This is a genomic window from Gemmiger formicilis, from assembly GCF_016901605.1.
Taxonomy (GTDB): Bacteria; Bacillota; Clostridia; order Oscillospirales; family Ruminococcaceae; genus Gemmiger; species Gemmiger formicilis_B.
The window spans coordinates 1-332 of record NZ_JACJKP010000546.1 but is presented as its reverse complement, the minus strand read 5'-3'; the positions used below and the strand labels follow the sequence as shown (position 1 = coordinate 332).

Here is a 332-nt window from a genome sequence, read left to right as displayed (position 1 = left end):
AACAATACTGCGCCACATCATAAGTAGGCCAGCCGTGGGCTTCGCAGACACGGTTGGCGGAATCGGCCAGATCGTCGATGGTATTGAGCAAAGTTCCGTCCAGGTCAAACAGTACGGTGGTATACATCTTCCCTATTCCCTCTTTATCTACAGATATACCTTATTATAGTGGCATCTGTCAAAAACGGCAAGACGATTTTGGTTTTTTTGCACAGTGCGCCCAAAAATAGTTGTAAAATTGCAAAAAACAGTACCCGGCTCCCCTGTTTTTATGGTATGATAGATACGCGAATCTGTAAGGAGGCGTTTTTCCGGATGGAATTACTGTTTGA

The 332-nt window shown here is 44.6% G+C and carries 1 protein-coding gene; it reads right to left on the bottom strand.

All coding sequences use genetic code 11. The features are described from left to right. A partial coding sequence (locus tag H6B10_RS15880) for an HAD family hydrolase (protein ID WP_204652409.1) occupies positions 1 to 127 on the bottom strand: 127 nt, incomplete at its 3' end. Positions 128 to 332: the final 205 nt, after the last annotated feature.